Source organism: Alphaproteobacteria bacterium (assembly GCA_041396705.1).
Classification (GTDB): Bacteria; Pseudomonadota; Alphaproteobacteria; order CALKHQ01; family CALKHQ01; genus CALKHQ01.
This window is the reverse complement of record JAWKYB010000003.1, coordinates 462,233-483,605: the sequence shown is the minus strand read 5'-3', so window position 1 is coordinate 483,605 and position 21,373 is coordinate 462,233. Positions and strand designations below refer to the sequence as shown.

Here is a 21,373-nt window from a genome sequence, read left to right as displayed (position 1 = left end):
CGAGGACAGGACCATGAAAGTCGTCAGCTCGCTGAAGACGCTGAAGTCGCGCCACAAGGGCTGCCGCGTGGTGCGTCGCAAGCGCCGGATCTACGTGATCAACAAGTCGAACCCGCGCTTCAAGGCCCGCCAGGGCTGAGCGCCGCCGCGCGCAAGCGCGGCCGACCCGCCACCTTCCCACAGTGCCGCCGGCGGTCCCCGCCGGCATCCCCCGCGACGGCCGCGCCGTTTCCGCGCCCCGTCGCTCCGCATGCGCCGGGCTTGACCTGCCCGGCGCGGCCTTCTAGCTGTGCCTTCGAGGCGCGCCCGCCCGGGCCGCCGCAGCGGAGGGCCTGTCCATGCGCATGCCGGCAGCCGACGCCGACACCATCGCAAGGCGCGCGCAGATCGCCGCCGACCTGCGCGCGATCGTGCCCGGCGAGGGCGTGATCGACGCGATCGACGAGCTGCGCGCCTATGAATCCGACGGCCTGACCGCCTATCGCCAGATCCCGCTGGTCACCGTGCTGCCGGAGACGACGGCCCAGGTCAGCGCCGTGCTGAAATACTGCCACGACCGCAAGCTGAAGGTGGTGCCGCGCGGCGCCGGCACCTCGCTGTCCGGCGGCGCGCTGCCGCTGGCCGACGGCATCCTGCTCGGGCTGGGCAAGTTCAACCGCATCCTCGAGGTCGACTACGACAACCGCTGCGCCGTGGTGCAGCCCGGCGTCACCAACCTCGGCATCTCCAACGCCGTCGCCGCCGACGGCTTCTACTACGCGCCCGACCCGTCCAGTCAGATCGCCTGCACCATCGGCGGCAACGTGGCGGAGAATTCCGGCGGCGTGCACTGCCTGAAATACGGGCTGACCACCAACAACGTGCTCGGCGTCGAGTTCGTGCTGATGGACGGCACGGTGGTACGGTTCGGCGGCAAGCACCTGGACGCCGGCGGCTACGACCTGCTCGGCATCGTCACCGGCTCGGAGGGGCTGCTCGGCGTGGTGACCGAGGTCACCGTGCGGCTGCTGCGCAAGCCGACCTCGGCGCGGGCGCTGCTGATCGGCTTCCCGTCGAGCGAGGCGGCCGGCGACATGGTCGCCGCGGTGATCGCCGCCGGCATCGTGCCCGGCGGCATGGAGATGATGGACCGGCCGGCGATCCACGCCGCCGAGGACTTCGTGCGCGCCGGCTATCCGCGCGATGCCGAGGCGCTGCTGATCGTCGAGCTGGACGGCCCGCCGGCCGAGGTCGACGAGCTGATCGGCCGGGTCGAGGCGATGGCGCACGAACGCGGCGCCACCTCGCTGAAGGCCTCGACCAGCGAGGCGGAGCGGCTGCAGTTCTGGGCCGGGCGCAAGGCCGCCTTCCCCGCCGTCGGCCGCATCTCGCCCGACTACTACTGCATGGACGGCACCATCCCGCGCCGCCAGCTGCCCAGGGTGCTGGCGCGGATGGAGCAGCTGTCGGCGCACTAAGGCCTCCGGGTCGCCAACGTGTTCCACGCCGGCGACGGCAACCTGCACCCGCTGATCCTCTACGACGCCAACAAGCCGGGCGAACTGGAGGCGGCCGAGGAATTCGGCGCCGAGATCCTGAAGCTGTGCGTCGAGGTCGGCGGCGTGCTGACCGGCGAGCACGGCGTCGGCGTGGAGAAGCGCGACCTGATGCCGGTGCAGTTCGGCGAGGAGGACCTGAACCAGCAGCAGCGGGTGAAGTGCGCCTTCGACCCCGACGGCCTGCTCAACCCCGGCAAGGTGTTCCCCACCCTGCACCGCTGCGCCGAGCTCGGCCGCATGCACGTCCACCAGGGCGAGACCGCGCACAAGCACCTGCCGCGGTTCTGATTTCCCTCGCCCGCAGGGCGGGAGAGGCAGACACATCACCCCACCGCCGCCCGATCCGTCAGCGCCTGATTCGCCGCGCCGCCCGTCGGCAGCTCGCGATGACGGCGCCAGCGGCGCATGGCGGCCGCCCCCAACCACCGCTGTCATCGCGAGGCGCGTCAGCGACGCTGCGGTCCATGGCGTCGCTCGATCCGCAGGCGCGCAGATCTCCAGGCGGACTTCGGCGGCTGGCAATGCCGACGGGAACGGCCGCCCTCACCCCACCGCCGGAATTATGTCCTCGGCGAGCATCGCGCGCAGGTCGCCGACATAGCCGTCGGACCGGGCCGGGCGGTTCGGGTCGGAGGTGACGGCGACGGTCAGCGCCAGGTCCGGCACCACGTAGATCATCTGGCCGCCATAGCCGCGGGCATAGCGCACCGCCCGGCCGCCGATCTCGGCGGCGAACCAGCCGTAGCCATAGTCGTCGCCCGAGAAGGGCGAGCGGGTGCGCGGGGTCCAGCTCGTCGATCCACGTCTGGCTCACGACCGCGCGCCGCGCCACAGGCCGCCGGCCCGCGCCATCTCGCCGAAGCGGAACAGGGCGACGGCCGACAGCGCCATGTTGTTGCCGCCCATGTAGAGACCCTGCGGATCGCGGGTCCACGGCGGGATCGCGACGTCGAGCGGTCCGCCGAGCCAGTCGCGGGCCAGCGCCAGCAGGCTGGTGCCCGTCACCCGGGTCAGCACGGCGGACAGCAGGTGGTAGCTGCCGGTCGAATAGAGCATGCGCCCGCCCGGCACGTCGACGAACGGCCGGTCAGCACATAGGCGACCCAGTTGGCGCTGCCGACCCACTGGCCGTAGTTCGGGCCCGAGGTCCGCTCCAGCCCCGTGCGCATGGTCAGCAGGTGATCGACGGTGATGTCCTCGACGCGCGGGTCGGCCGCAGCCGGGACCAGCGGGCCGAGCAGCGGCGCCATCGGCGCATCGACGCCGGCGATCAGCCCGCGGTCGATGGCGATGCCGGTCAGGACGGCGACGACCGTCTTCGACACCGACTTGACGTTGACCGGCACGTCCAGCGCCGGGCCGCGGAACGCCTCGGCGAAGACGATGGCGCCGCCGTGGCCGACGACCAGCGCGTGCAATTGGTCCAGACCGCGCGCCCGCTCCACCGCGCGGGCAAGCGTCCGCGCGTCGACGGCCGGCGCGGCCGCCTGCGGCACCGCGGCCGAGGCCTGCGGCAGCGCGGCGAGGCCGATCGCGGCGCCGGCCCCCGCCAGCAGGCCGCGCCGGCCGACGGCGCCGGGTGAAACGGTCGATCGCATCACATGAGGTTCGGCCAGCCGACGCGCGCAATCAACCGCCGCGCATGCCGCCTCGCGCATTCGTGCATTGCCGGGCAAGGAACGGACTGCGGGTGACGCAGCGCGCTGGCATGATCGCGGCCTTGGCATCGACAAGGAGCGCGGCGGTGGACGGAACGCATTGCAGGCCGGGGCGACCGGCGTCGACGCCGCGGCGGCACTGGCCGAACGGATCGGCGCGCTCGACTGGCCCGCGCTGTCCGCCGACCTCGACGCCTGGGGCCACGCGGTCGCCGGGCCGCTGCTCGATCCCGGCCAGTGTGCCGCGCTGCGTGGGCTCTACGACGCCGCGGCGCCGTTCCGCAGCCGGGTGACGATGGCGCGGCACGGCTTCGGCCAGGGCGAGTACAAGTATTTCGCCGACCCGCTGCCGCCGGTCGTCGCCGCGCTGCGCGACGCGCTCTACCCGCCGCTGGCCGCGGTCGCCAACGGCTGGGCGGCGCGGCTGGGCGCGGCCCGGCGCTATCCGCCCGATCTCGACAGCTTCCGCGCCGAATGCCACGCCGCCGGCCAGACCCGGCCGACGCCGCTGCTGCTGCGCTACGGGCCCGGCGACTACAACTGCCTGCACCGCGACCTCTATGGCGACATCCATTTCCCGCTGCAGGCGGCGATCCTGCTCGACGCGCCCGGCCGCGACTTCGCCGGCGGCGAGTTCGTGCTGGTCGAGCAGCGGCCGCGCATGCAGTCGCGGGCCGCGGTGGTGCCGCTGGGCCAGGGCCAGGCGGTGCTGTTCGCGGTCGACGCCCGGCCGCGGCGCGGGGTGCGCGGCGACCACCGGGTGACGCTGCGCCACGGCGTCAGCCGGGTCCGCGCCGGCCGCCGCCACGTCCTCGGCATCATCTTTCACGACGCGCGGTGAGGCCGGCGGGTCGGTGTCCGCCGGCCTGATGCGACGACCTACTCGGCGAAGCGTCCCGGCAGGCTGAGGTCGCCCGAGGCGACATCGAACACGTCCGTCACGCACAACAGGGGCGCATGAACATGTTCGCTGACCCGCAGTCCCGCGGTGACCCCATCGAACGCCGTGTGGCCGGATACCGTGCCGGCGGTGAAGGGCACGCGCACCGTCACGCTGTCTTGCGTCAGCACGGGGTCCCAGCCCGGGCTGTCGATCAACAGCGGCAGTCCGGGCCATGTCGACGGCAGCGGCGGCGCGGCGCCGTCGGGAATGTCGACCACCCCCAACGCACCGTCGCCGCAACCCTCGGTCGGTGCCAGCACCACCCAGTGGCTGTGCCAGTCGGCCCCGTCATTGGCCGGGTCGCCATCGTTGTTCTCATCATAGAGCGGCGTGTCGTCGAAGTCCGGATGCGCCGTCACGGCGAGGGACAGGATGCCGCTGCCGGCCTCGAACCCCACCGCGGAGGGATCCAGCGACGTCGGCCAGACATAGGAGTGAACGGCGCTGCCGCCGAGCTGGCCGGCCGCCAGTGGCCGTGTCGCGCCTGCCGTTCCGGTGACGGTGATGCGGAACGTGGCAATATGGCCGTCCAGCACCACTGCCGCTTCGACGATGTCGAACGCCGCGTCCACCGATGGTGTAGCGGTCGCCGTGATCGAGCCATGGGTTTCGTCCGCCGATGCCTGCGTCGCAATCGCGATCGAAGCCGCCAAGGCAGGGAAGGACAAGATTCCGGGCGCCCGCGCGCCCTGGTTGCGGGTTGGATTTTGTGTCATCGTGCTGACGTCTCCTTGTCTTTGCCAAGAGAGGGTTGACATCTGGGCGCCCTGTCCGTTGCCGCGGGCAGGGCGTCCGCTTATTCGGCCGGGTTCGCCGCAATTGCCGTTGTTGCTGCGCTTGCGGGATTGTCGGCCGTTCGGTGGTCACCGCAGTAGACGCGTAGCTGGTCGTCGCCGAATGCGGAGTCCACGAACCGGCAATGATGGGGATGGACTGGGTCGTCGTAGGCGAACGGGCGAAAATGGGCGCATGTCACACACATCCGCTGCACCGGGATCGCCTGTGCGTCCTGTAGACCCTTGATAATCTTGATCAATACACGTTGCAGGGCCGCCTTCTCGCTGAGCGGCAAGTCGCCCATGATGCGCGTCAGCGCGACAGGTACGGCGGTCAGGCGTCGCAGCGTCTCGGCACCTGCGGCGGTCAGCGAGATGGTCGCGACGCGTCCGTCCTGACGAGCGGGCTCGCGCGTCACCAGCCTTTTGCGCCGCAAGGCCGCAATGGCGTCGCTTACGGTCGGCTGGGTTACCCCCAACTCTGCGGCCAGCGCGGTCACCCCCATCGTGCAGCCGCGGTCTAGCTGACGCAGAATCATGATCTGTGTCGGGCTCAGCCGAGCCGGCGTGCCCTCACGCTGCGCTTCTGTGCGCAGATACTGGCCCAGCTTGGCCAGCGCCAACGCCGTCTGCAACGCGTCCAAGGATGCCTCGTCGACCATCGCGGACGGAGCAAAACATAGGATTCCTATATAATCAAGCGTCGAAAGTATGAGACGTGCGGGCAGCGTCGAGAGGCATTAGGATTCGGCCATGACCGACCTGCTCGCCACCCTGCGCCCGCCGTGCACCGTCCTGGTCGACGGGCTGGTGCTGCTGGCCGGCTTCGCCGATGCCGACGCGCTGCACGGCGAGGTCGGGCGCATCGCGGCGGCGGCGCCGTTCCGCCACCTGACCACGCCCGGCGGCGGCACCATGTCGGTGGCGATGACCAATTGCGGCAGCGCCGGCTGGGTGTCGGACCGGCGCGGTTATCGCTACACGGCGACCGACCCGCTGACCGGCCGGGCATGGCCGGCGATGCCGGCGGCGTTCGCCGACCTGGCCGACCGGGCGGCGCGGGCGGCCGGCTTCGACCCGTTCGCGCCCGACGCCTGCCTGGTCAACCGCTATGCGCCGGGCACGACGCTGGGCGCGCACCAGGACAAGGACGAGGCCGACTTCGCCTTCCCCATCGTCTCGGTCTCGATCGGCCTGCCGGCGGTGTTCGCCTGGTACGGGGCCACCCGCGGCGGCACCCCGCTGACGATCCCGCTGCAGCACGGCGACGTGGTGGTGTTCGGCGGGCCGGCCCGGCGCGGCTATCACGGCGTGCGCCGGCTGAAGCCCGGCCGCCACCCGCTGACCGGCGACTGCCGCGTCAATCTGACCTTCCGCCGCGCACTGCCCTGAGCCCATCGGCGGCTTGACCCTCCAGTCACTGGAAGGTCCATGTCAGGCTGGAACCAGACCAGCGGAGATGTCGCCGTGGACGGAAGCCATCGGCACAAGACCGGCGAGAGCTGCCACGCGGCGGGCGACAGCCACCGCCACCCGGCGACGGCATATGACCATGATCATATGGCGTCGGCACCGGCCGCGGCGCACGGCTGTTGCGGCCACAAGGCCGCCGCCGGGCCTGACCCAGTGCCGGAGCCGGAACCGGCGCAGACCGCGGCGGGCGGCCATTGCTGCCACGCCCACGGCCATCACGCGCCGAAGCGGCCGGCCGGGCCAGTGCCGGCGGGCACGCAATACACCTGCCCTATGCACCCCGAGATCGTGCGCGACGGCCCGGGGGACTGCCCGAAATGCGGCATGGCGCTGGAGCCGATGGGCGTGCCGCCGGCCGACGAGGGGCCGAATCCGGAGCTGGTCGACTTCACCCGGCGGATGTGGATCGGCGCGCCGCTGGCGTTGGCGGTGTTCGTGCTGGAGATGGGCAGCCACGCCGGCCTGCCCTTCCTGGACTGGCTCGGCCACTGGCCGTTCGTGCTGCTGCAGTTCGCCCTGGCCACGCCGGTGGTGCTGTGGGTGGCGGCGCCGTTCTTCCGCCGCGGCTGGGCGTCGATCGCCAACCGCAGCCCGAACATGTGGACGCTGATCGCGCTCGGCACCGGTGCGGCCTGGGCCTACAGCGCGGCCGCCACATTCCTGCCTGGCCTGTTCCCCGCCGCGCTGCACGACGCCCACGGCATGGTGCCGGTCTATTACGAGGCGGCGTCGGTGATCATCGTGCTGGTCCTGGCCGGCCAGATCATGGAGCTGCGCGCCCGCGCCCGTACCGGCAGCGCGATCCGCGCGCTGATGGACCTGGCGCCGAAGACCGCGCGGCGCATCGCCGCCGACGGCAGCGAGGCCGACGTGCCGGTCGACGACGTGGCCGCGGGCGACCTGCTGCGGGTGCGGCCGGGCGAGGCGGTACCGGTCGACGGCCGCGTGCGCGAGGGCCGCTCCACGGTCGACGAGAGCATGATCTCCGGCGAGCCGGTGCCGGTGGAGAAGACGGCCGGCGACCCGGTGATCGGCGGCACCATGAACCGCAGCGGCGGCTTCGTGATGGTGGCCGAGCGCGTCGGCGCCGGCACCATGCTGGCCCGCATCGTCGCCCTGGTCGCCGAGGCCCAGCGCAGCCGCGCGCCGATCCAGGCCCTGGCCGACCGGGTGGCCGGCTGGTTCGTGCCGACGGTGGTGGCGGTCGCCGTCGCCGCCTTCGTCGCCTGGCTGGCCTTCGGCCCCAGCCCGGCGCTGACCTATGCGCTGGTCGCGGCGGTGTCGGTGCTGATCATCGCCTGCCCCTGCGCGCTGGGCCTGGCCACACCGATGTCGATCATGGTCGCCACCGGCCGCGGCGCGCAGGAAGGGCTGCTGATCCGCGACGCCGAGGCGCTGGAGCGGCTGGCCAAGGTCGACACGCTGGTGGTCGACAAGACCGGCACGCTGACCGAGGGCAAACCGGCGCTGACCGACGTCGTCGCCACGGACGGCGACGAGGCCGCGCTGCTGCGGCTGGTCGCCGCGCTGGAGCGGGCCAGCGAGCACCCGCTGGCCGAGGCGATCGTATCGGGCGCGGTGGCGCGCGGCGTCGCGCCGGCCAAGGCGTCGGACTTCGCGGCCGAGACCGGCCGCGGCGTGCGCGGGACGGTCGACGGCCGCGCGGTGGTGCTGGGCAATCCGGCGATGATGGCGGCGGCCGGCATCGACGCGGCGCCGCTGGCCGACCGGGCCGAAACGCTGCGGGCGGAGGCCAAGACGGTGATGCTGGCCGGGGTCGACGGCGCGCTGGCCGGGCTGGTCGCGGTCGCCGACCCGGTCAAGCCGACCACGGCGGCGGCGATCGGCGCCCTGCACCGGGCCGGGCTGCGCATCGTGATGGCCACCGGCGACGGCATGGCGACCGCCCAAGCGGTCGCCGCACGGCTGGGCATCGACGAGGTCCGCGCCGAGGTGCAGCCGCAGGACAAGGCCCGGCTGGTCGCGGCGCTGAAGGCCGAGGGCGCGGTGGTGGCGATGGCCGGCGACGGCGTCAACGACGCGCCGGCACTGGCTGCGGCCGATGTCGGCATCGCCATGGGGGCCGGCGCCGACGTGGCGGTGGAAAGCGCCGGCGTCACCCTGGTCAGGGGCGATCTCAACGGCATCGTCCGCGCCCATGCCCTGGCCCGCGCCACCATGCGCAACATCCGCCAGAACCTGTTCTTCGCCTTCGTCTACAACGCCGCCGGCGTGCCGATCGCCGCCGGCATCCTGTTCCCGCTGTTCGGCACGCTGCTGTCGCCGATCTATGCCGCCGCGGCGATGAGCCTGTCGTCGGTCTCGGTGATCTCCAACGCGCTCCGGCTGCGCGGCACGAAACGGCGCTGAACAGCGGCCGGCCGCCGGCGCCGGTCAGCCCGCTGCCGCGGCCGCGTCGGCCGGCGCCTGCCGCCCGGCCGGCGCGAAGTGGCTGAGCGCATACCAGCGCGAGAAGGCGGCGACCTCGTCGCTGGTGCCGTGCAGCGCCAGCAGGTCCTGGTCGCAGGCCTGCGCGACCGACAGGTGGCCGACCCAGATCCGCACCAGCGTGCGCAGGCTGGCGGCCACCCACAGGTCGACCGGATAGCCGGGGTTCTTCACGCAGATCTCGACGTCGTCGGGCTCGAACACCAGCCAGTAGAAGCGCTTGGCCACCGGCACGCCGCTCAGCCGGAACTCGGCCACGCGGCGCGCGCCGACCCGGTGGGCGCCGTTCAGCACGGTGCGCCGCAGCTCCCACATCAGTACGTCGGGATCGAGATTCTCGTCGCGGGTGATCTCGCGGCGCAGCCAGTGCTGCGCCCATTCGCCCATCGCGTCGAGCACCGGGAACAGCGCGCGGCCGGCGTCGGTCAGCGCATATTCGCTGCCGCGGCCCCGTGGCGCCGGCCGGCGCGCGACGATGTTGGCATATTCCAGCGCCTTCAGCCGGCGCGACAGCAGCGCCGGCGACATCCGCGGCACGCTGGCCTGGATGTCGTTGAACCGGGTCGCGCCGCAGAAGAACGCGCGCAGCACCAGCGGCGTCCAGCGCTCCGCCACCACCTCCGCCGCGATCGCGATCGGGCAGAACTGCCCATAGCCGTTGCCCTTGCCCATGGCCCCTTTCTCCGTTGCCGGACCGAAGGCTAGGGAGCTGACAGGTGCTCGGCAACTTCACTTGCTGAAGTTGAAGCCGGACAGCACAACCGCGATGCTCGACCCCGCGCCGCAAGCCAGGAGACCCGCCATGAGCGCCAGCATCGATCTCGACGCCATCCTCCGCGACATCGGCCCGCGTTGCGCCGCGCAGGCCGCAGCCGGCGACGCCGCGGCCGCCTTCGTCGCCGAGGCCTATGACGCGCTGAGGGCGCACAAGGTGTTCTCGGCCCTGGTTCCCGCGGCCTATGGCGGCGGCGGCGCGACGCACGGCGCGATGTGCGGGTTCCTGCGCGGGCTGGCGCGGAATTGCCCCTCGACCGCGCTGGCGCTGTCCATGCACCAGCATCTGGTCGCGACCGCCCTGGCCAACGACCGCGCCGGCCGGCCCGGCCGCGCGCTGCTGGAGAAGGTCGCGGCGGCGGAGGCGATCCTGGTCAGCACCGGCGCCAACGACTGGCTGGATTCGAACGGCACCGCGGAGCGCGTCGACGGCGGCTATCGGGTCACCGCGGTGAAGCCGTTCGCCAGCGGCTCGCCGAAGGGCGACCTGATGGTCACCTCGGCCGCCTATGACGACCCGGCCGACGGCGCCCAGGTGCTGCACTTCCCGCTGCCGCTGTCGGCCGCGGGGGTGACGCCGCAGGGCGACTGGGATGCGCTCGGCATGCGCGGCACCGGCTCGCAGACCGTGCGGCTCGACGCGGTGTTCGTGCCGGAGGCGGCGGTCGTGCTGCGCCGGCCGCGCGGCGCGTTCCACCCGGCGCTGGCCGTGGTGCTGACCGCGGCGCTGCCGCTGATCATGGCGGCCTATCTCGGCACCGCCGAGGCGGCCGCCGCCATCGCCCGCGACCGCGCCGGCCTGCGCCCGGACGATCCGGTCGCGCCGCTGCTGGTCGGCGAGATGGAGACCCTGCTGACCACGGCGCAGGTGATGCACGCCGACATGGTGCAGCTGGCCAACGACCTGGATTTCGTTCCGTCGGCAGCGCTCGCCGCCGCCATGCTGACCCGCAAGACCGTGGTCGCCGAGCACGCCGTCGCCGCGGCGGAAAAGGCGCTGGAGGTTGCCGGCGGCCAGGGCTTCATGCGGCCCCTCGGCCTGGAGCGGCTGCTGCGCGACGTGCACGGCGCCCAGTTCCATCCGCTGCCGGCGAAGCGCCAGCAGCTGTTCGCCGGCCGCATCGCGCTCGGCCTCGACCCGGTCGCCGGCGCTGTCGCGCCGGCCCGCAGCGCGACCTGCCCGGCGCGGCGGCCGGCCGGCCACTGCGACGTTGCCGCCCCCGCCGTGCATGCTAGACTGCGGGCCATGGCATCGTTCCTGAAACGCATCTTCGGCGGCGGCGAGGGCGGCGAACCCGCCGCCGGCGGCGGCACGAAGAAAGGCGAGGCAATCGAATATGAGGGCCTCGTCATCCGCGCCGCGCCCGAGTCCGCCGGCGGCCAGTGGCGGCTGGCCGGCGTGATCGAGAAGCAGACCGAGGCCGGCACGCTGGAGCGCGTGTTCCAGCGCGCCGACACCTTCGCCTCGCGCGACGAGGCGGAGAGCTATGCCGTGCGCAAGGGCAAGCAGATCATCGACGAGCGCGGCCCCGCCCTGTTCGCCGACGGCGCCCAGACCGGCCGCTGCTGACCGCGCCGCTCAGCCGACCAGGCCGCTCTCGCGCACGCCGTCGAAGATGAACTGCACCGCCAGCGCGGCGAGCAGGATGCCGACGATGCGGGTGACCACGTGCAGGCCGGTGACGCCGAGCAGCCGCTGCACCTGGGTGGCGACCAGCATCAGCAGATAGGCCAGCAGCAGTACCGCCAGCATCGCGCCGATCACCAGCGCCAGCCGCACCGCGTCGCCCTGCGCCTCGGAGGCCAGCAGCATCGCCGCGCCGATGGCGCCGGGCCCGGCCATCAGCGGCGAGGCCAGCGGGAACACCGACAGGTCGCGCCGTTTCGCCGCCTCGGCATTCTCCTCGCTGGTGGTCGAGGTGCCGCCGGAGGTGCGCGCGAACACCATGTCGATGGCGATCAGCAGCAGCAGGATGCCGCCGGCGGTGCGCAGCGCCGGCAGCCCGATGCCGAGGTCGACCAGCACCAGCTTGCCGGCGACGGCGAAGAACACCAGGATGCCGGCCGCGATCAGCGTGCTCTTCAACGCCATCGCCCGCCGTTCGGCGGCGGTGTGCTCGCGGGTCAGCACGGCGAACACCGCCGCCACGTCCTGCGGCCCGATGGTGGCGAAGAAGGTGGTGAAGGCGACCAGCGCGGCTTCGTACACGGTCCCGCCCCCGGCCTAGAACCAGCCGCCGCGGCCGTCGCCGATCTCGACCAGGCCCATCTTGGCGAGCCAGCCGAGGCCGCGCAGGCCGGGCGCGAAGGCCACCTCGGCCCGGTCCAGCACCGCGCCCGCAGTGGCGTCGCCGCGGCCGAGCGCGTGCAGCATCGCGGCGAACTGGGCCCCGGCCGGCAGCACGGCGGCGGCGAAGCTGTTCATCGCCAGCGCCGCGCGTTCGCGCAGCAGCGGCTCGCCGGCGCCGGCGGCGAGCCGCAGCGGCGTGTCGCGGTCCAGCGCGACGCTGGGATAGCAGGCGAAGCTGCGGAAGGGATCGTCGCGCGCCGGGTTGACCGGATGCGGCGGCCGCAGCGGCGGCACCGGCACCGGCGGATCGGAGTCCGGCATCGCGCCGGCGCGGCGGGCGGCCAGTTCCGACCACAGGGCGCGATACTGGCCCAGCACCACCGGCCAGTCGAACTCGGCCCGCGCCCGGGCCATGCCGGCGGCGCCCATCGAACGGCGCAGGTCCGCACCGTCGGCCAGCGCGGCAAAGCCCGCGATCGCATCGGCGATGCTGACCGCGGTCGCCTGGCTGGCGCCGCCGATATAGCGGTCGTAGCTGTCGACGCCGATGTCGTGGCGCAGTGCCAGGTCGGCGCCGGCGCCCGCCGCCGGCATCGCGGTGCGGGCGAGGAAGCCGTCGACGCCGTGGCGCACCGTCTCGCGGAAACCGTTCCAGTCGCTGGCGACCACCGGCAGGCCGGCTGCCATCGCCTCCAGCGGCGCCAGGCCGAACGTCTCCTGGATGTTGTCGGACATCAGGCTGAAGATGTCGGCCGCGTGCCAGATGCCGCTGCGCACGTCCGGGTCCGTTCCGGGTACGAAATGAACCGCGACGTCGGGGCACAGCGCCGCGGCGGCGGCGCGGAAATGCTGCTCGATGGCATCGTTGGCGAACCAGCCGGTCTGCAGCAGGTGCAGCGGCCCGCGGCCCGGCATCGCGGCCACCGCCTGCAGCGCCAGGTACATCGGCAGCGGATGGGCCTTGCCGTGATAGCTGGTCCGGGCCAGCGACAGCACGACCAGGTCGTCAGCGCCGATGCCGTAGCGCGCGCGGAAGCCGGCGCGGCTCGCGCCCGCCGCCGGCCCCGGGGCAAGGCCGGCGCAGTCGATGCCGAGCGGGATCACCGGCAGCTGCGCCTGTGGCGGCCGCGGCCGCTCGCCCCGCGCCGCCGCCTGCTCGAAGGCGACGCCCAGCACCTGCTCCACGGTGGTCCGCACGCTGCGGCTGGTGCAGATCAGCGCGTCCCAGGCCTCGAGCGGACCGCCGAGCAGGCCGGCAATGTGGTCCATCGCGCCGTGCGAGGCGGTGGTGTGGGTCACCCCGGTCAGGCTGTGGCCGCGCGGGTCGCCGGCCGCCCGCGCCCACGCCAGCTTGGCGATGTCGGGCCCCGGATAGAACACGCAGCCGGCCGCGGCCAGGCCGGCATGGTCGCCAAGCACGACGTGGCGCAGCGGGCGGTCGGCGGGGGCGCCGAGCGCCCGTACATGCTTGCGGAAGCCGTCGAAACCGCCCGCCGCCGGCGTGCAGCAGACCAGCGGGCCGCCGGCCGGATCCTGCGCCAGCGCCTTCAAAAAGGCCTCGCCCGCGGCGCGTCGGCCCATCAGCTGGCGGGTGTTGGTGTCGTAGCCGTCGGCGACGTAGAAAACCGCCGCGTCGGTGCGGGCGCCGTTGCTCATATTCACCATTCGCCGCAGTGTTGATCCGGCTGCAACGCAATAACGCCGCAATTTGCGCCTTGGATAACACCGAACCTCCCGCTAACACTAGCGGCCGTGCTCCGCTGGCCCGCCGGCCATGCGTCACCGGCCCCTCTATTGTCAAAGAAGCGAGCCTTTCATGACCATTCGAGCTTTGCTTGCATCGACCTGCCTGGCGACCGTGCTCGGCACCGCCGCGACGGCTTTCGCCCAGGACAGCCTCGGTTCGTCCGACGTGCGGGAGATCGACGCGGTCTACTACGTCACCTGGCTGGAGGCGACGGTGCGCGAGGCACCGTCGACCGGCTCCGCGGCCGTGGCCGAAGTGTACATGGGCGACCGCATCTATGTGACCGGCGAGGTGATCGGCACGGAGTGGGTGCGGATCGCCTTCGACGACGGCACCTCCGGCTACATGTGGAGCGGCGTGCTGGCCCCGGCGATGGTCGGCGCCCCGGCTGCCCCCAGCACCGACGGCGGCCAGACCGGCGGCGGCACCGCCACCGAGCAGCCGCAGCCCGACGGCGCCGGCAACTCGATCTACGACGCCTATGAGATCGGCAACGCCGATTCCACCGACGTCAGCTTCAGCGACCACGTCAGCTCAACCGACCTGGACGACTACTACGCCATCGACGTCACCGACTGGACCTATGTCGATCTGGCCCTCGAGGGCCTCACCGGCGACGCCGACCTGATGCTGGTCGACGAGTACGAGACCATCATCGGCTCGTCGGAGGTCGCCGGCCCCGGCTCCGAATACGTCCAGCAGACCGTGCCGGCCGGACGCTACTACGTGCGCGTCACCTCCTATGAGGGCGATACCGACTACACGCTCTATCTCTACACCGAGCCGACCACGCCGCCGCCGCCGGACACCGTCGGCAACACGATGGAAGAGGCCAGCCCGATCGAGTCGCCGACCGAGACCGGCCAGACCCTGTATGAGCGCCTCGACCTCACCGATCGCGACGACTGGTACAGCTTCACCGTCGCCGACTTCACCGAGGTGACCGCCTATCTGTCGGGCCTGGGCAGCGATCTCGACCTCGAGATCGTCGATGCCGACGGCAACCAGGTCGCCATCTCCGACAACGGCGGCAACACCGAGGAGCAGACGGTGGCCGTGGTCGGCCCCGGCACGCACTTCATCCACGTCTACATCTATGCCGGCCAGTCCGACTACACGCTGGACGTCTCCGGCGTGCCGAGCGCGCCGCCGCCGCCCGACAACGCCGGCAACTCGGTCGACAACGCCGCCGACCTCGGCACGCTCGACGCCACCGCGGCGCCGGACGGCCTCACCGCCACCGACTGGGTCGGCTCCGGCGACCTGGACGACTATTTCTCGTTCACGGTGACTGCGGCGACGACGATCGAGGCCAGGCTGACCGGCCTGGTCGGCGATCTCGACCTGGAGCTGCTCGGCTCCGACGGCGCGATCGTCTCGGTGTCGAACAACAGCGGCAATGCGGAGGAGATGGTCGGGCTCAGCGTCGAGCCGGGCACCTACTACCTGCATGTCTATGCGTTCGACGGCAACAGCGACTTCACCCTGACGGTGAAGGAGGTGCCGGCGCCCTGACCGGGCCCGGCATCCGGCCCTGAACAGGCGGCGGCACCCTGCGGTGCCGCCGCTTTTTCTTGCGGCCGGCACCGCACCGCGCATCCGGCGGGTGTTAACACGCCGTTAAGCATTACACCTTCACAATGTTTGCACTGATGGCAGGACCTGTGGGGAAGCATGGCGTCAGGCTCGCCAGAGCCGGCTGCACTGAACAGCCGGCCCCTTGTCGCCAATGTCGGGCGCAACCGGCCCGGTGTCGTCGGGCTCGACGACCCGATGTCGCGGCTGCCGCGGCGCGACGGCCTGCCCAGCTTCCGCGTCGCCGTCGTCGACGATGACGAGATCGATTTCCTCAACCTGAAGCGCATGCTGCGCGACGCGCGGCGCGCCCGGTTCGAGCTGACCCACATCTCCTCGCTGGACGCCGCGATCAGCCGGCTGCCGTCGGACCTGTTCGACGTGGCGCTGGTCGACAACGTGCTGGACGGCAGCCCCGGCGTGGAGCTGATCCGCGAGCTCGGCGGCCGCAACTGCGCCATCCCGATGCTGCTGCTGACCGCCGGCGGCGACGACACCGCCGCCATCGACGCGCTGCAGGCCGGCGTGGCCGACTTCATCGACAAGAACGAGATGACCGCGGCGCAGATCGAGCGGGCGATCATCTATGCCTATGTGCGGCACGACGTGGAGAGCGAGCTGGTGCGCAGCCAGCAGCTGCTGCGGCTGGCCCGCGACGAGGCCCGCCAGGCCAATGCCGCCAAGTCGGACTTCCTGGCGCGGATGAGCCATGAGCTGCGCACGCCGCTGAACGCCATCAACGGCTATGCCGAAATGCTATCGGGCCAGTTCATCGGGCCGCTGGGCAACCCGAAATACCGCGAATATGCCGATAACATCCTGACCAGCGGCCACCTGCTGCTGGACCTGATCAACGACCTGCTCGACCTGTCGCGGATCGAGAGCGGCCGGCTGCGCTTCCACTTCGACGCCATCGACATCGAGGGCGAGCTGCGCGCGTTGCTGGAGACCTTCTTCGCCCAGGCCAGCAGCATCCCGATCACCCTGAAGGCGGAGATCGAGGACGGCCTGCCGACCGTGCTGGCCGACCGGCGAGCATTCAAGCAGGTGGCGATCAACCTGCTGTCGAACGCGCTGAAGTTCACCGGCCCGCACGGGCTGGTCACGGTGCGGGCGCATCGCCAGGGCCAGCGGGTCGCGGTCAGCGTGTCCGACACCGGCGTCGGCGTCGACCCCGACCAGATCCCGCGCCTGTTCACGCCCTTCGTGCAGGCCGACGTGCCGTTCGTGCGCAACACCAACGGCACCGGCCTCGGGCTGGCCATCGTCAAGTCGCTGGTGGAGACCCACGGCGGGACGGTCAGCATGGCCAGCGAGCCCGGCGTCGGCACGGTGGTGTCGACCGACTGGCCGGTGGCCGGCACGCCGAAGTCGCGGCGCGCCACGCGCGGTTCCGCCGCCTGAGGCAGGGCGCCCCGGCGTTCCCCGATCTTCGACAATTTTCCGAGGAAGACTGGAGCGGGAGACGGGATTTGAACCCGCGACCCTCACGTTGGCAACGTGATGCTCTACCTCTGAGCTACTCCCGCGACAGGTCGCGGTGTATACCGCCCGCAACACGCCATTGCAAGCCATATGATGCGCCAGGGAAAGGCAGGCGACGATGACCGAAGCAGCGCCGGATTCCGGCCCGGACCCGCGGCTGGCCGCCGCCCGGCAACGGCTGTGGGACCGGCTGGAGGCGCTCGGCATCGCCACCCGCACGGTCGACCACCCGCCGGTGTTCACCGTCGCCGAGAGCCAGGCTATGCGCGGCAGCCTGCCCGGCGGCCACTGCAAGTCGCTGTTCCTGCGCGACAAGAAGGGGCGGCAGTTCCTGGTGGTGGCGCTGGAGGACCGGCCGGTGGACCTGAAGGCGCTGCGCGGCGCGCTGGGCGCCGGCAACCTGTCGTTCGCCAGCGCGGAGCGGCTGATGGCGACCCTGGGCGTGGCGCCCGGCTCGGTCACCCCGTTCGGGCTGATCAACGCCGACCCGCACAGCGGGCTGGTGGTGGCGCTGGACCGCGGGATGCTGGACCACGACCCGCTGAACTATCACCCGCTGTCGAACGACGCGACCACCGCGATCGCGCCCGGCGACCTGGTGCGCTTCGTGCGCGCCTGCGGCTTCGAGCCGCTGGCGGTCGACCTGGCGGCCGATCCGCCGCGGCCGGTGCCGCTGCCGGCACCGGACTGAGCCGGCGGCGCGAATTCGCTTGTCAATCCCGGCCGAGGCTTCCATTTCTGAGGCAGCCCCGGCACACGGGCGCAGCCGCACCAGATTTTCGGGAAAGAACGACAGATGGAACCGCTGATCGCGGGTGGCCCCGGCGGACGGGGCGATGCGAACCTGATCAAGGACACGACCACCGAGCAGTTCATGACCGACGTCATCGACGCGTCGATGGACACGCCGGTGGTGGTCGACTTCTGGGCGCCGTGGTGCGGGCCGTGCAAGACGCTGGGCCCGCAGCTGGAAGCGGCGGTGAAGGCCGCGCGCGGCGCGGTGCGGATGGTCAAGCTGAACATCGACGAGCACCCGCAGATCGCGCAGCAGATGCGCATCCAGTCGATTCCGGCGGTGTTCGCGTTCAAGGACGGCCGGCCGGTCGACGGCTTCGTCGGCGCGCTGCCGGCGAGCCAGATCAAGCAGTTCATCGACAAGCTGGTGCAGATGGGCGGCGGCGCCGCCGCGGCCCAGGCGGAGGCGATCGAGCGCGCGATGGAGCAGGCCAAGACCGCGCTGGACGGCGGCGACGCCCGCACCGCCGCGGCGATATACAGCCAGGTGCTGAACGCGGACAACAGCCGGCTGCCGGCGGCCGACGGCCTGATCCGCGCCGTGCTCGGACTGGGCGACGTCGCCGGCGCGCGCCAGCAGTTCGACGCCTTCCCGGTCGAGATGCGCGAGGCGAAGGAGCTGCAGTCGGCGCGCACCGCGCTGGAACTGGCCGAGCAGAACGCCGACGCGGTGGCCGAGATGCCGCGCCTGCAGGCCGCCGTCGACGCCAACGCCAATGCGCATGAAGAACGGCTGGCCCTGGCCAACGCGCTGTTCGCCCTCGGCCAGACCGAGCCGGCGATCGACCATCTGCTCGAGCTCTACCGCCGCGACCGTGCCTGGAACGACGACGCCGCGCGGGTGCAGTTGCTGAAGTTCTTCGAAGCTCTAGGTCATACCCATCCGGCCACGATCAGCGGCCGGCGGCGCCTATCGTCCATGATGTTCGCGTGAGCCGGCTGGCTCATGCCCGGCTGGAGCCATGAGCCGCAACCGATTCCATCCCACCGCCGAAGCCCTGCCGGCCACCCTGCCGGTGTTTCCGCTGCCCGGCGCGCTGGTGCTGCCCGACACGCACCTGCCGCTGAACGTGTTCGAGCCGCGCTATCTGGCCATGACGCTGGACGCGCTGCGCACCGACCGGCTGATCGGCATGGTGCAGCCGAAGGCGGAGACCGGCGCGGACGGCGCGCCGGCGCTGTATGACGTCGGCACCGCCGGACGCATCGTCAGCTTCCAGGAGACCGACGACGGCCGCCTGCTGATCACCCTGTTCGGCGTCGCCCGGTTCCGGATCGCCGAGGAGCTGGCCACCGTGCGCGGCTATCGCCGGGTCGTGGCCGACTGGACGCCCTTCCTCGCCGACCTGGAGCCGCCGGGGCCATGCTCGGTCGAGCGCGATTCGCTGCTGGCGCGGCTGCGGCGCTATTTCGACCTGCACGGGCTGAAGGCGGACTGGGACACCATCGACCGCACCGCGCTGCCGCTGCTGGTCAACACGCTGGCCGTGGTCTGCCCGTTTCCGGTGAACGAGAAGCAGGCGCTGGTCGAGGCGCAGACCATCGACGACCGCGCCCAGACCATGAACGCGCTGATCGACATGGCCTTGCACGCGCCCGACGAGGGCGATAAGCCGGCGCACTGACCCACCGCAGCAACAGGCCCACGCCCATGTCCGACGCCAGCTCCGCTCCCTCCGGCCTCGATCCCAAGCTGCTGGAGATCCTGGTCTGCCCGCTGACCAAGCAGCCGCTGGTCTACGACCGCGCCCGCAACGAGCTGGTCAGCAAGGCGGCCGGGCTGGCCTATCCGATCCGCGACGGCATCCCGATCATGCTGCCCGACGAGGCGCGGCCGCTGACCGACGCCGACGAGGGCCGCCGGTGAGCGAGAGCGGCGAGGACGCGCCCTGGCCGCAGGAAATCGCCCTCGACCCGACCCGGCGCTGGCTGACGGTCGCCTTCGACGACGGCAGCCAGGCGCGGCTTCCGGCGGAACTGCTGCGGGTCGAGAGCCCGTCGGCGGAGGTGCAGGGCCACGGCGGCGACCGCAAGACGATCGTCGCCGGCAAGCGCGACGTCGCCATTCGCGCGCTGGAGCCGGTGGGCAACTACGCGGTCCGCATCCTGTTCGACGACGGCCACGACACCGGGCTGTACTCCTGGCGCTACCTCCACGAGCTGGGCCGGCGCCAGCAGGCGGTGTGGGACGCCTATCTCGCCGCCCTCGCCGCGCGCGGCCTGTCGCGCGAACCGTAGTTAAGCCGGACGGCGCCGCGGCGCCGTGCCTCAATTTGTCGTTAACCAATCTCCGATATGCCGTCCTCACGCAACGGCGAGGGGGACCCCATGTATTCCATTCTGGTTGAGCCACTGGTGCGGGCCCGGTTGACGCCCATCGTGCCGACGATGGCCGCCGTCTGCATGATTTCCGGCTGCGCCCTTTGGGATGGGTTGTTCTCCAGCGCGCCGAGCTCGCAGGATACGCTGGCGGTCTCGGTCCAGCGCGCATTGGAGTATCTGCCGGACGGCGAGACCCTGGACTGGACGGACCCTGAGACGGGCATGCCCGCCCGGGTCACGGTCGGCACCACCGCGCGCGACGCCGACGGATCCTATTGCCGCGACCTGACCACCCAGACGGACCTTGCCGCGACCGGCGTAACCGAGCGCTATTGCCGCGACGCGGAAACCGAGCGCTGGCGACCGCGCGAGGCCGGCAACAGCTGACGCGAAAACGCCGCCCGGTTGGGCGGCGTTTCGCTTTCAGGACCGGAGAACCGGCGATGCGGCTGCGGCGATCAGTTGTTGCCGTTTCCGTTTCCGTTGCCGTTGCCGTTGCCGTTGCCGCCGGAATTGCCGTTGCCGTTGCCGCCGGAATTGCCGTTGCCGTTCCGCCGTTGCCGTTGCCGTTGCCGCCGGAATTGCCGTTGCCGTTGCCGCCGGAATTGCCGTTGCCGTTGCCGCCGGAATTGCCGTTGCCGTTGCCACCGGAATGCCGTTGCCGTTGCCACCGGAATTGCCGTTGCCGTTGCCGCCGGAATTGCCGTTGCCGTTGCCGCCGGAATTGCCGTTGCCCGATGCCTCGGTCGCATCGTGGGCCTCGTCCGCGGCCGCATCGGCCACGGTCTCGGCCCAGGATTCGCTAGCCTCGGCCACATCCTGGCTGACCGCATTCCACCGCTCCATCGCCGCGGTGTCGAGCGCGGCGACCCGCATCTGCGCGCCGGCCGCCCCGGCGCCGACGCCGGTACCGGCGGGCACGTCGGCATGCTGGCCGGTGCCGAGATCCTCGGCGTCGACCAGACCGCGCGCCACCTCCAGCCTGGTGCCGCCGCCGGTCAGCGCGAACTCGGTGCCCTTGACGCCCGCGATCAGGTACGGCGTCTCGACCGCGAAGTGCGGGTCCGGGCGCGGTTCGACGGAATAGAACGCCTCGCCCTCGGCCTGGACGATCTGGGTCTCGGCCTGGTCGGGCGCCGGCGGCGGCAGCTCGATCGTGGTGTTCTCGTAGACCACGATCACGTCCTGGCCGCGGCTGAGGATGGCGCTGGCGCCGCCCTGCGTGGCGATCGACTGGTAGGGCCCGACGACATCGCCGACCTGCAGCGGTGCCGGCGCATTCCAGGGGTTGGCGCCCTGCAGCATCGTCGCCTCGCCGGTGACCTCGACGACGCGCCAATAGTCATCCTGCTCGACCCGGTCCGGCGCGGCCTGAGCGGCAACCGGGACCAGAGCCAACATGGCAGCGCCGCAGAACAGCGCGCCGCGATATCCGTTATTACTACGTACCGTCATGGTAAAACCCCCGAACTTGTCCTGAGTTCACGGTGATGAACTTTCGATACAGATTTGTTAACGCCGCCTCGCGACCTAGCGCTTTCGTTTCGAA

21 protein-coding genes, 1 tRNA gene and 2 pseudogenes are annotated in these 21,373 nt (G+C 71.7%); 14 read left to right on the top strand and 10 right to left on the bottom strand.

Translation table 11 applies throughout. The features are described from left to right. Positions 1-13 precede the first annotated feature (13 nt). Together ykgO and R3F55_05735 are read left to right on the top strand one after the other, a co-directional pair. Positions 14-139: a type B 50S ribosomal protein L36 gene (gene ykgO / locus R3F55_05740; GenBank protein ID MEZ5666923.1), complete on the top strand. Its 126-nt coding sequence runs from the start codon at positions 14-16 to the stop codon at positions 137-139. Between the two features lie 199 nt (positions 140-338). Next, positions 339-1,826: pseudogene (locus tag R3F55_05735) on the top strand (FAD-linked oxidase C-terminal domain-containing protein). Positions 1,827-2,081: 255 nt separating this feature from the next. Here R3F55_05735 and R3F55_05730 read toward each other — a convergent pair. The 3 genes from R3F55_05730 to R3F55_05720 all read right to left on the bottom strand — a co-directional run bounded on the left by R3F55_05730 (position 2,082) and on the right by R3F55_05720 (position 3,136). Then, positions 2,082-2,246 carry a hypothetical protein gene (locus R3F55_05730; protein MEZ5666922.1) on the bottom strand — a complete coding sequence of 55 codons (165 nt, stop codon included), beginning with the start codon at positions 2,244-2,246 and terminating at the stop codon, positions 2,082-2,084. A gap of 102 nt (positions 2,247-2,348) precedes the next feature. After that, positions 2,349-2,594, bottom strand: a complete 246-nt coding sequence (locus R3F55_05725; protein MEZ5666921.1) for a hypothetical protein — start codon at positions 2,592-2,594, stop codon at positions 2,349-2,351. Beyond that, entirely contained in the window at positions 2,549-3,136 is a 588-nt protein-coding gene (locus R3F55_05720) for a serine hydrolase (protein MEZ5666920.1), read from the bottom strand. The genes R3F55_05725 and R3F55_05720 overlap by 46 nt, the downstream gene beginning before the upstream one ends. Positions 3,137-3,296: 160 nt before the next feature. Here R3F55_05720 and R3F55_05715 point away from each other — a divergent pair, with 160 nt between their 5' ends. Further along, positions 3,297-4,037: a 2OG-Fe(II) oxygenase gene (locus R3F55_05715; GenBank protein MEZ5666919.1), complete on the top strand. Its 741-nt coding sequence runs from the start codon at positions 3,297-3,299 to the stop codon at positions 4,035-4,037. Between the two features lie 38 nt (positions 4,038-4,075). On the opposite strand, the gene R3F55_05710 is transcribed toward R3F55_05715, so the two are convergent. Both R3F55_05710 and R3F55_05705 read right to left on the bottom strand, forming a co-directional pair. Further along, a complete protein-coding gene (locus R3F55_05710) occupies positions 4,076-4,855 on the bottom strand; it encodes a hypothetical protein (protein ID MEZ5666918.1) in 780 nt (259 codons plus the stop codon). A gap of 80 nt (positions 4,856-4,935) precedes the next feature. Next, entirely contained in the window at positions 4,936-5,559 is a 624-nt protein-coding gene (locus R3F55_05705) for a MarR family winged helix-turn-helix transcriptional regulator (protein ID MEZ5666917.1), read from the bottom strand. 109 nt (positions 5,560-5,668) lie between these two features. Between R3F55_05705 and alkB the strand changes: the two genes are divergently transcribed. Further along, positions 5,669-6,307, top strand: a complete 639-nt coding sequence (gene alkB / locus R3F55_05700) for a DNA oxidative demethylase AlkB (protein MEZ5666916.1) — start codon at positions 5,669-5,671, stop codon at positions 6,305-6,307. A 306-nt stretch (positions 6,308-6,613) separates the two neighbouring features. Next, a pseudogene (locus R3F55_05695) lies at positions 6,614-8,758 on the top strand (copper-translocating P-type ATPase). 24 nt (positions 8,759-8,782) lie between these two features. On the opposite strand, the gene R3F55_05690 reads toward R3F55_05695, so the two are convergent. Next, positions 8,783-9,508 carry a helix-turn-helix domain-containing protein gene (locus tag R3F55_05690; protein ID MEZ5666915.1) on the bottom strand — a complete coding sequence of 242 codons (726 nt, stop codon included), beginning with the start codon at positions 9,506-9,508 and terminating at the stop codon, positions 8,783-8,785. A gap of 130 nt (positions 9,509-9,638) precedes the next feature. On the opposite strand from R3F55_05690, the gene R3F55_05685 reads away from it, so the two are divergent. Continuing rightward, positions 9,639-11,180, top strand: coding sequence for an HlyU family transcriptional regulator (locus tag R3F55_05685; protein ID MEZ5666914.1), 1,542 nt, complete (start codon positions 9,639-9,641; stop codon positions 11,178-11,180). 9 nt (positions 11,181-11,189) lie between these two features. On the opposite strand, the gene R3F55_05680 is transcribed toward R3F55_05685, so the two are convergent. Both R3F55_05680 and R3F55_05675 read right to left on the bottom strand, forming a co-directional pair. After that, positions 11,190-11,819 carry a MarC family protein gene (locus tag R3F55_05680; protein MEZ5666913.1) on the bottom strand — a complete coding sequence of 210 codons (630 nt, stop codon included), beginning with the start codon at positions 11,817-11,819 and terminating at the stop codon, positions 11,190-11,192. 15 nt (positions 11,820-11,834) lie between these two features. Further along, positions 11,835-13,556 carry a glycosyltransferase family 4 protein gene (locus R3F55_05675; protein ID MEZ5666912.1) on the bottom strand — a complete coding sequence of 574 codons (1,722 nt, stop codon included), beginning with the start codon at positions 13,554-13,556 and terminating at the stop codon, positions 11,835-11,837. Between the two features lie 160 nt (positions 13,557-13,716). Between R3F55_05675 and R3F55_05670 the strand changes: the two genes are divergently transcribed. Then, positions 13,717-15,162 (top strand): pre-peptidase C-terminal domain-containing protein, encoded by a 1,446-nt coding sequence (locus R3F55_05670; protein MEZ5666911.1) that lies wholly within the window; start codon positions 13,717-13,719, stop codon positions 15,160-15,162. A gap of 159 nt (positions 15,163-15,321) precedes the next feature. Next, a complete protein-coding gene (locus tag R3F55_05665; GenBank protein ID MEZ5666910.1) occupies positions 15,322-16,626 on the top strand; it encodes a hybrid sensor histidine kinase/response regulator in 1,305 nt (434 codons plus the stop codon). Positions 16,627-16,676: 50 nt separating this feature from the next. On the opposite strand, the gene R3F55_05660 is transcribed toward R3F55_05665, so the two are convergent. Next, positions 16,677-16,751, bottom strand: a tRNA-Gly gene (locus R3F55_05660). A 74-nt stretch (positions 16,752-16,825) separates the two neighbouring features. Here R3F55_05660 and R3F55_05655 point away from each other — a divergent pair. The 6 genes from R3F55_05655 to R3F55_05630 all read left to right on the top strand — a co-directional run bounded on the left by R3F55_05655 (position 16,826) and on the right by R3F55_05630 (position 20,211). Continuing rightward, entirely contained in the window at positions 16,826-17,398 is a 573-nt protein-coding gene (locus R3F55_05655; GenBank protein ID MEZ5666909.1) for a prolyl-tRNA synthetase associated domain-containing protein, read from the top strand. Between the two features lie 105 nt (positions 17,399-17,503). After that, positions 17,504-18,436: a thioredoxin gene (gene trxA / locus R3F55_05650; GenBank protein ID MEZ5666908.1), complete on the top strand. Its 933-nt coding sequence runs from the start codon at positions 17,504-17,506 to the stop codon at positions 18,434-18,436. Positions 18,437-18,464: 28 nt separating this feature from the next. Then, positions 18,465-19,127, top strand: a complete 663-nt coding sequence (locus tag R3F55_05645) for an LON peptidase substrate-binding domain-containing protein (protein ID MEZ5666907.1) — start codon at positions 18,465-18,467, stop codon at positions 19,125-19,127. 26 nt (positions 19,128-19,153) lie between these two features. Then, positions 19,154-19,369, top strand: a complete 216-nt coding sequence (locus R3F55_05640; GenBank protein MEZ5666906.1) for a Trm112 family protein — start codon at positions 19,154-19,156, stop codon at positions 19,367-19,369. Further along, positions 19,366-19,740, top strand: coding sequence for a DUF971 domain-containing protein (locus R3F55_05635; protein ID MEZ5666905.1), 375 nt, complete (start codon positions 19,366-19,368; stop codon positions 19,738-19,740). The genes R3F55_05640 and R3F55_05635 overlap by 4 nt, the downstream gene beginning before the upstream one ends. Before the next feature lie 57 nt (positions 19,741-19,797). Then, positions 19,798-20,211, top strand: a complete 414-nt coding sequence (locus R3F55_05630) for a hypothetical protein (protein MEZ5666904.1) — start codon at positions 19,798-19,800, stop codon at positions 20,209-20,211. A gap of 36 nt (positions 20,212-20,247) precedes the next feature. On the opposite strand, the gene R3F55_05625 is transcribed toward R3F55_05630, so the two are convergent. Further along, positions 20,248-21,225, bottom strand: a complete 978-nt coding sequence (locus tag R3F55_05625; protein MEZ5666903.1) for a FecR family protein — start codon at positions 21,223-21,225, stop codon at positions 20,248-20,250. Positions 21,226-21,373: the final 148 nt, after the last annotated feature.

What these genes read in the sequence shown, in the direction of transcription:
- ykgO (MEZ5666923.1), top strand. Translation starts at nt 14, where the DNA reads ATGAAAGTCGTCAGCTCGCTGAAGACGCTGAAGTCGCGCCACAAGGGC.
- R3F55_05725 (MEZ5666921.1), bottom strand. Translation starts at nt 2,594, where the DNA reads ATGCTCTATTCGACCGGCAGCTACCACCTGCTGTCCGCCGTGCTGACC.
- R3F55_05720 (MEZ5666920.1), bottom strand. Translation starts at nt 3,136, where the DNA reads ATGCGATCGACCGTTTCACCCGGCGCCGTCGGCCGGCGCGGCCTGCTG.
- R3F55_05710 (MEZ5666918.1), bottom strand. Translation starts at nt 4,855, where the DNA reads ATGACACAAAATCCAACCCGCAACCAGGGCGCGCGGGCGCCCGGAATC.
- alkB (MEZ5666916.1), top strand. Translation starts at nt 5,669, where the DNA reads ATGACCGACCTGCTCGCCACCCTGCGCCCGCCGTGCACCGTCCTGGTC.
- R3F55_05690 (MEZ5666915.1), bottom strand. Translation starts at nt 9,508, where the DNA reads ATGGGCAAGGGCAACGGCTATGGGCAGTTCTGCCCGATCGCGATCGCG.
- R3F55_05685 (MEZ5666914.1), top strand. Translation starts at nt 9,639, where the DNA reads ATGAGCGCCAGCATCGATCTCGACGCCATCCTCCGCGACATCGGCCCG.
- R3F55_05675 (MEZ5666912.1), bottom strand. Translation starts at nt 13,556, where the DNA reads ATGAGCAACGGCGCCCGCACCGACGCGGCGGTTTTCTACGTCGCCGAC.
- R3F55_05670 (MEZ5666911.1), top strand. Translation starts at nt 13,717, where the DNA reads ATGACCATTCGAGCTTTGCTTGCATCGACCTGCCTGGCGACCGTGCTC.
- R3F55_05665 (MEZ5666910.1), top strand. Translation starts at nt 15,322, where the DNA reads ATGGCGTCAGGCTCGCCAGAGCCGGCTGCACTGAACAGCCGGCCCCTT.
- R3F55_05655 (MEZ5666909.1), top strand. Translation starts at nt 16,826, where the DNA reads ATGACCGAAGCAGCGCCGGATTCCGGCCCGGACCCGCGGCTGGCCGCC.
- trxA (MEZ5666908.1), top strand. Translation starts at nt 17,504, where the DNA reads ATGGAACCGCTGATCGCGGGTGGCCCCGGCGGACGGGGCGATGCGAAC.
- R3F55_05645 (MEZ5666907.1), top strand. Translation starts at nt 18,465, where the DNA reads ATGAGCCGCAACCGATTCCATCCCACCGCCGAAGCCCTGCCGGCCACC.
- R3F55_05640 (MEZ5666906.1), top strand. Translation starts at nt 19,154, where the DNA reads ATGTCCGACGCCAGCTCCGCTCCCTCCGGCCTCGATCCCAAGCTGCTG.
- R3F55_05630 (MEZ5666904.1), top strand. Translation starts at nt 19,798, where the DNA reads ATGCCGTCCTCACGCAACGGCGAGGGGGACCCCATGTATTCCATTCTG.
- R3F55_05625 (MEZ5666903.1), bottom strand. Translation starts at nt 21,225, where the DNA reads ATGTTGGCTCTGGTCCCGGTTGCCGCTCAGGCCGCGCCGGACCGGGTC.